The organism is Staphylococcus simulans (assembly GCF_003043455.1).
Taxonomy (GTDB): domain Bacteria; phylum Bacillota; class Bacilli; order Staphylococcales; family Staphylococcaceae; genus Staphylococcus; species Staphylococcus simulans_A.
This window is the reverse complement of record NZ_PZGG01000086.1, coordinates 1-6387: the sequence shown is the minus strand read 5'-3', so window position 1 is coordinate 6387 and position 6387 is coordinate 1. Positions and strand designations below refer to the sequence as shown.

General features: G+C 39.8%; 3 protein-coding genes, 26 tRNA genes and 1 rRNA gene. All 30 read left to right on the top strand.

Annotated features, from left to right (window positions below):
* Positions 1–10: 10 nt before the first annotated feature.
* Positions 11–125: ribosomal RNA gene (rrf, locus tag BU038_RS11455) — 5S ribosomal RNA — on the top strand.
* 11 nt (positions 126–136) lie between these two features.
* A tRNA-Val gene (locus tag BU038_RS11450) sits at positions 137–212 on the top strand.
* Between the two features lie 8 nt (positions 213–220).
* Positions 221–296, top strand: a tRNA-Thr gene (locus BU038_RS11445).
* A gap of 6 nt (positions 297–302) precedes the next feature.
* Positions 303–378: transfer RNA gene (locus tag BU038_RS11440), tRNA-Lys, on the top strand.
* Between the two features lie 7 nt (positions 379–385).
* A tRNA-Leu gene (locus BU038_RS11435) sits at positions 386–467 on the top strand.
* 3 nt (positions 468–470) lie between these two features.
* Positions 471–545, top strand: a tRNA-Gly gene (locus BU038_RS11430).
* A 7-nt stretch (positions 546–552) separates the two neighbouring features.
* Positions 553–641, top strand: a tRNA-Leu gene (locus BU038_RS11425).
* Between the two features lie 15 nt (positions 642–656).
* Positions 657–730: transfer RNA gene (locus BU038_RS11420), tRNA-Arg, on the top strand.
* A gap of 11 nt (positions 731–741) precedes the next feature.
* Positions 742–815 (top strand) — tRNA-Pro (locus BU038_RS11415).
* A gap of 32 nt (positions 816–847) precedes the next feature.
* Positions 848–923, top strand: a tRNA-Ala gene (locus tag BU038_RS11410).
* Between the two features lie 29 nt (positions 924–952).
* A tRNA-Met gene (locus tag BU038_RS11405) sits at positions 953–1026 on the top strand.
* Between the two features lie 26 nt (positions 1027–1052).
* Positions 1053–1126, top strand: a tRNA-Ile gene (locus BU038_RS11400).
* Between the two features lie 12 nt (positions 1127–1138).
* Positions 1139–1231 (top strand) — tRNA-Ser (locus tag BU038_RS11395).
* Positions 1232–1249: 18 nt separating this feature from the next.
* Positions 1250–1323, top strand: a tRNA-Met gene (locus BU038_RS11390).
* A 12-nt stretch (positions 1324–1335) separates the two neighbouring features.
* Positions 1336–1411: transfer RNA gene (locus tag BU038_RS11385), tRNA-Asp, on the top strand.
* A 17-nt stretch (positions 1412–1428) separates the two neighbouring features.
* Positions 1429–1501: transfer RNA gene (locus BU038_RS11380), tRNA-Phe, on the top strand.
* A 5-nt stretch (positions 1502–1506) separates the two neighbouring features.
* Positions 1507–1582, top strand: a tRNA-Thr gene (locus tag BU038_RS11375).
* Between the two features lie 5 nt (positions 1583–1587).
* Positions 1588–1671: transfer RNA gene (locus tag BU038_RS11370), tRNA-Tyr, on the top strand.
* 12 nt (positions 1672–1683) lie between these two features.
* Positions 1684–1757, top strand: a tRNA-Trp gene (locus tag BU038_RS11365).
* A 2-nt stretch (positions 1758–1759) separates the two neighbouring features.
* Positions 1760–1832: transfer RNA gene (locus BU038_RS11360), tRNA-His, on the top strand.
* Between the two features lie 12 nt (positions 1833–1844).
* Positions 1845–1916: transfer RNA gene (locus BU038_RS11355), tRNA-Gln, on the top strand.
* 8 nt (positions 1917–1924) lie between these two features.
* Positions 1925–1999: transfer RNA gene (locus BU038_RS11350), tRNA-Cys, on the top strand.
* A gap of 8 nt (positions 2000–2007) precedes the next feature.
* A tRNA-Gly gene (locus BU038_RS11345) sits at positions 2008–2082 on the top strand.
* Positions 2083–2097: 15 nt separating this feature from the next.
* Positions 2098–2172: transfer RNA gene (locus tag BU038_RS11340), tRNA-Gly, on the top strand.
* Positions 2173–2185: 13 nt separating this feature from the next.
* Positions 2186–2260, top strand: a tRNA-Gly gene (locus tag BU038_RS12435).
* A gap of 13 nt (positions 2261–2273) precedes the next feature.
* Positions 2274–2348, top strand: a tRNA-Gly gene (locus BU038_RS11335).
* 9 nt (positions 2349–2357) lie between these two features.
* Positions 2358–2442 (top strand) — tRNA-Leu (locus BU038_RS11330).
* Between the two features lie 335 nt (positions 2443–2777).
* Entirely contained in the window at positions 2778–3836 is a 1059-nt protein-coding gene (locus BU038_RS11325) for a PTS sugar transporter subunit IIC (protein ID WP_107606123.1), read from the top strand.
* 149 nt (positions 3837–3985) lie between these two features.
* Positions 3986–5461 carry an ABC transporter permease subunit gene (locus BU038_RS11320; RefSeq protein ID WP_241963174.1) on the top strand — a complete coding sequence of 492 codons (1476 nt, stop codon included), beginning with the start codon at positions 3986–3988 and terminating at the stop codon, positions 5459–5461.
* The gene (locus BU038_RS11315) at positions 5454–6176 is read left to right on the top strand and encodes an amino acid ABC transporter ATP-binding protein (protein WP_107606122.1); all 723 of its coding nucleotides are present in this window, start codon (positions 5454–5456) and stop codon (positions 6174–6176) included. Before BU038_RS11320 ends, BU038_RS11315 begins: the two co-directional genes overlap by 8 nt.
* The last annotated feature ends 211 nt before the right edge of the window (positions 6177–6387 follow it).

Genomic DNA, 6387 nt, shown 5'->3' with positions numbered 1-6387 from the left:
CATTCCATTGTCTGGCGACAATGGCAAAGAGGTCACACCTGTTCCCATGCCGAACACAGAAGTTAAGCTCTTTAGCGCCGATGGTAGTCGGACTTACGTTCCGCAAGAGTAGGACGTTGCCAGGCAATATATATTTGGAGAATTAGCTCAGCTGGGAGAGCATCTGCCTTACAAGCAGAGGGTCGGCGGTTCGAACCCGTCATTCTCCACCATTTTAATAGCCGGCCTAGCTCAACTGGTAGAGCAACTGACTTGTAATCAGTAGGTTGGGGGTTCAAGTCCTCTGGCCGGCACCATCTCAAGAGCCATTAGCTCAGTTGGTAGAGCATCTGACTTTTAATCAGAGGGTCAGAGGTTCGAATCCTCTATGGCTCACCATTATAACGCGGGTGTGGCGGAATTGGCAGACGCACTAGACTTAGGATCTAGCGCCTTACGGCGTGGGGGTTCGACTCCCTTCACCCGCATATGCAGAAGTAGTTCAGCGGTAGAATACAACCTTGCCAAGGTTGGGGTCGCGGGTTCGAATCCCGTCTTCTGCTCCATTTTTTTGCCGGGGTGGCGGAACTGGCAGACGCACAGGACTTAAAATCCTGCGATAAGTGATTATCGTACCGGTTCGATTCCGGTCCTCGGCACCATAATATATATAAAATGCGCCCGTAGCTCAACTGGATAGAGCGTTTGACTACGGATCAAGAGGTTATGGGTTCGACTCCTATCGGGCGCGCTTATTTTCTACGGGAAGTAGCTCAGCTTGGTAGAGCACTTGGTTTGGGACCAAGGGGTCGTAGGTTCGAATCCTGTCTTCCCGATAACCTTAGAAAATTGATTATTAAATTAATATGGGGGCTTAGCTCAGATGGGAGAGCGCCTGCTTTGCACGCAGGAGGTCAGCGGTTCGATCCCGCTAGTCTCCACCATATTTAATTACAACATAAACCTATACAATGGCGGTGTAGCTCAGCTGGCTAGAGCGTACGGTTCATACCCGTGAGGTCGGGGGTTCGATCCCCTCCACCGCCACTAATTATTAGTTGTAAAATTATTTAGGACCTTTAGCTCAGTTGGTTAGAGCTAACGGCTCATAACCGTTCGGTCGCAGGTTCGAGTCCTGCAAGGTCCATATAATTTTTTTGGAGGAATACCCAAGTCCGGCTGAAGGGATCGGTCTTGAAAACCGACAGGAGCTTAACGGCTCGCGGGGGTTCGAATCCCTCTTCCTCCGCCATTTATACAATACTATTATCGCGGGATGGAGCAGTTCGGTAGCTCGTCGGGCTCATAACCCGAAGGTCGGTGGTTCAAATCCGCCTCCCGCAATTTTATTATTTAGGTCCCGTAGTGTAGCGGTTAACACGCCTGCCTGTCACGCAGGAGATCGCGGGTTCGATTCCCGTCGGGACCGCCATTCATTAATATAATTATGGTTCAATAGCTCAGTTGGTAGAGCAATGGATTGAAGCTCCATGTGTCGGCAGTTCGACTCTGTCTTGAACCATTTTTGCCGGCCTAGCTCAATTGGTAGAGCAACTGACTTGTAATCAGTAGGTTGGGGGTTCAAGTCCTCTGGCCGGCACCATCTCAGGAGGGGTAGCGAAGTGGCTAAACGCGGCGGACTGTAAATCCGCTCCTTCGGGTTCGGCAGTTCGAATCTGCCCCCCTCCACCATCTTATTTGAATAGGGGCATAGTTCAACGGTAGAATAGAGGTCTCCAAAACCTTTGATGTGGGTTCGATTCCTACTGCCCCTGCCATGGCGACTGTGGTGAAGTGGTTAACACATCGGATTGTGGTTCCGACATTCGTGGGTTCGATTCCCATCAGTCGCCCTTTATTATTAATGGGCTATAGCCAAGCGGTAAGGCAACGGACTTTGACTCCGTCACTCACTGGTTCGAATCCAGTTAGCCCAGTTACTTTTGGCGGCATAGCCAAGTGGTAAGGCCAAGGTCTGCAAAACCTTTATTCACCGGTTCAAATCCGGTTGCCGCCTCCATGAATTATGCGGGAGTAGTTCAACTTTTAGAACACGTTCCTTCCCGGAACGAGGTATAGGTGCAAATCCTATCTTCCGCTCCATATTTTTTATTTTATGCGGGAATAGTTCAACTTTTAGAACACGTTCCTTCCCGGAACGAGGTATAGGTGCAAATCCTATTTTCCGCTCCATTTTTTATTTTATGCGGGAGTAGTTCAACTCTTAGAACACGTTCCTTCCCGGAACGAGGTATAGGTGTAAATCCTATCTTCCGCTCCATAATTTTATTCCTGCGGGAGTAGTTCAACTTTTAGAACACGTTCCTTCCCGGAACGAGGTATAGGTGCAAATCCTATCTTCCGCTCCATATTATTACGCCGGCGTGGCGGAATTGGCAGACGCGCGGGACTCAAAATCCCGTTCCAGCTAATGGAGTGCCGGTTCGATCCCGGCCGCCGGTATCAGTCAATTAAGAAGAGTATAACTACTGATGATTCAGTGTTTATACTCTTTTTAATTCATACCGGACTAGCGCTTGAAGATGTATTCTTATTGAATAGGTCTTTAAGCGCTTTTATTTGTTTAATAGTACATGTCAGATTGATGCGGTAAAATTATAATATTAATGATTAGATAAGTACTATAGAATCATTGTTTACTATACTTAATAAATATAATATAAGATGTGTATTTGTAACTTTATGTAACCTTTGTTCCGTTTTTCGTATTGTTGCTTTGATAGAATTATTATAGAATAAAAGCAATAGTTAAAGAACGGAGGATAAATTTACATCTTATGGCTAAATCAGAGTTAAACACAAAAATATTTTTTAGTAACATACTGAATGCGGTAGGAGCAGGCGTTGTAGTAGCTTTGTTACCGAATGCATTACTAGGTGAAATCCTTAAGTTTTTCATGAATGGCAATCATTATTTAGAATTAATTTTTCAAATCGTTATAGCAATACAATCTTTTATGGCATTTATTATAGGTGTTTTAGCGGCACATCAATTTAAATTCAGTGGTCCATCAGCTGTAATGATAGGAACTTCAGCAATGATAGGTTCAGGTGCAGTACAATTCACTTCGAAAGGATTAGCTTTAAAAGGTATCGGCGACATTATCAATATCATTATCGTCGTAATGATTGCTTGTCTGTTAATACTGCTTTTAAGTGGTAAACTGGGCTCTCTTGAGATGATCGTGTTACCTGTAGTGATTCCTGTCGTTTCTGGTTTTATCGGTTTAATGATTTTACCGTTTGTTTCTCATATCACAAAAGCACTAGGAGCAATGATTCATTCATTTACGGAATTAAATCCATTATTGATGAGTATTTTAATCGCAATGACTTATGCGTTGTTGATGGTTACACCAATTTCTTTGGTAGCGATTGCGACAGCAATTTCATTATCAGGCTTAGGCAGCGGGGCAGCAAACTTAGGTATCGTTGCAGCATGTGTAACATTTATTTGGGGATCATTACCAGTCAACAAAGCCGGTGTTAATATTGTATTGATTATCGGTGCAGCTAAGATGATGATCCCTGTTTATTTCAAACATTTGATTATCGCAGTACCATTAGCTTTAAATGGACTAGTTGCTGGTCTAGTAGCATACTTTATCGGTATTCAGGGAACACCAATGTCAGCCGGTTTCGGTTATACAGGACTTGTAGGACCAATCAACGCTTTTAACCGCATGGAAGGCGATTCATTTACAAATATTGTCCTATTAGCATTTGGTTACTTTATTATTCCATTTGTTTGTGGTTTTATTATCCATCAAGTATGTAAGAGAGTATTACCAGGCTATAACAATGAAATATACAAATTTGATATACCAAAACAATAAGACTTCTGCCTTGTTCGAATATGAACAAGGTTTTTTTTATGCTGTATTTTACAAGAAAACACCCAAGTTTTCAGAAAATTTAAAAATACCTATTGCATATTGATACATTTATATGTATAATAATTCTATAAGTTAAGGAGGACATCGTTATGATACAACATAAAGCATTAAACATAATTAAAGTATTCATATGCACGGTATTTTTATGCGGCATCATTTTACCGTTATTCAATTTAAAAGCTCATGCTGAAGCACAAGATCCAGTATGGGAAAAGATTAAACAAAGAGGAGAGTTAAGAGTAGGGTTGTCTGCTGACTATGCACCTTATGAATTTGAATCTTCTAAAAATGGTAAGCGTGAGTATGTCGGCATAGACGTTGAATTAGCGAAGAAAATTGCGGAAGACAATCATCTGAAACTAAAAATCGAAAATATGTCATTTGATAGTTTACTTGGTGCGTTGAAAACAGGAAAAATCGATATGATTATTTCTGGGATGACACCGACACCTGAACGTAAAAAAGAAGTAGATTTCTCAGATTTTTATATGAAGTCTGGACAATCTATCATTGTTAAAAAAACTGAGATAGATAAATATAAATCATTGCGTGATTTTGATAATAAAAGAATCGCAGCACAAAAACAAACGACGCAAGAACAATTAGCGAAAACAGAAATTGAAAACGCTGATGTTCACTCATTAACGCGTCTGCCAGAAGCTATCATGGCATTAAAAAGCGGCAAAGTAGATGGCGCAATTATTGAAAGACCTGTAGCAGAAGCTTATCTACAACAAAATCCTGAATTAGGATTTGCGAAAGTAAAATTCCATGAACCTGATAAAGATAATTCAATTGCGATACCAAAAAATGCGCCAGTTTTATTAGCGCAAGTGAACAAATCAGTCAAAGATGTTAAAGATCAAAACTTGATTCCGAAATATAAAGATATCGCAGCACAATCTATGGAAGAAGAAGGTAATTTCTTTACAAAGTATGGTTCTTTCTTTTTAACAGGTATTAAAAATACAATTTTAATTTCGATAGTAGGTGTAGTATTTGGTGCTTTATTTGGCGCATTCTTCGCTTTAATGAAATTAAGTTCAATCAAACCATTGAAATGGTTAGCTTCTGTATACATTGAATTTATCAGAGGGACACCATTGCTTGTACAAGTATTCCTAGTTTTCTTCGGTACAACTGCTGTATTAGGATGGGATATCTCAGCATTGATTTGCGGTATGATTGCGATGGTTATCAACTGTGCAGCATATATTGCGGAAATTATCAGAGCAGGTATCAACGCAGTGGATAAAGGTCAAACAGAAGCAGCGAGAAGTTTAGGTTTAAGCTATGGCCAAACAATGAAAACAATTATTTTACCTCAAGCAATTAAAAATATCTTACCTGCATTAGGTAATGAGTTTGTGACAGTCATTAAAGAATCATCTATCGTATCAGTAATCGGTGTCAGTGAAATTATGTTTAATGCGCAAGTTGTACAAGGTGCATCATTTGATCCATTCACGCCATTACTCGTTGCAGCAATTCTTTACTTTGTATTGACCTTTGTATTATCAAGAGTCATGAACTTCTTTGAAGGGAGAATGAAAGTCAGTGATTAATATTAAACATTTAAAGAAAAACTTCGGCAGTAATGAAGTTTTAAAAGACATTGAATTAGAAATTAACGCAGGAGAAGTAGTGGCGATTATTGGACCATCTGGTGGAGGTAAAAGTACTTTGTTAAGATGTATCAACCTTTTGGAGCAACCAGATGGCGGTGAAATTAACTTTGAAGGTACCAATATTTTAGATAAAGATGTGAAAGTAAATGAATTGCGTCAAAAAATGGGCATGGTTTTTCAAAACTTCAATTTATTTCCACATAAAACCGTTTTAGAGAATATCATGTTAGCACCGAAGTTACTGAAACATACTGATTCAGCTGCTTTAAAACAAGAAGCACAAGAACTTTTAGACAAAGTAGGGTTATCAGATAAAGGAAACAGCTATCCAGCACAATTATCAGGTGGTCAAAAACAAAGGGTTGCGATTGCCAGAGCCTTAGCAATGCATCCAGATGTATTACTATTTGATGAACCGACCTCTGCGCTCGATCCAGAAGTTGTTGGAGATGTACTTCAAGTTATGAAAGACCTTGCAAAAGAAGGTATGACTATGGTTGTAGTTACACATGAAATGCAGTTTGCGCGTGATGTCAGTGATAAAGTGGTATTTATGGCAGATGGCATTGTAGCTGAAGCAGGCACACCTTCACAAATTTTCGGTAACCCGCAAAACGAAAGAACACAACAATTTTTAAAACGTGTATTATAACGATAATAAAGCATTAGGAACGATTAAAGTAATTATTTTGTATAGAGACATGGTTCGTTTGAACTAAATCAATTATTTCATCATCTACTTGCTGTCATTCTTAAATATGCCTTTTGGATTTTAAAATTTAAGATCCAATAAATGACACATTTCTATATCTCTAATATAAAGATATTATGTTCACTGATTTAGAAATATCAAAAGTAGATTG

Excerpts from the sequence above, each read along its gene's own strand:
- BU038_RS11325 (WP_107606123.1), top strand. The coding sequence starts at position 2,778 with ATGGCTAAATCAGAGTTAAACACAAAAATATTTTTTAGTAACATACTG.
- BU038_RS11320 (WP_241963174.1), top strand. The coding sequence starts at position 3,986 with ATGATACAACATAAAGCATTAAACATAATTAAAGTATTCATATGCACG.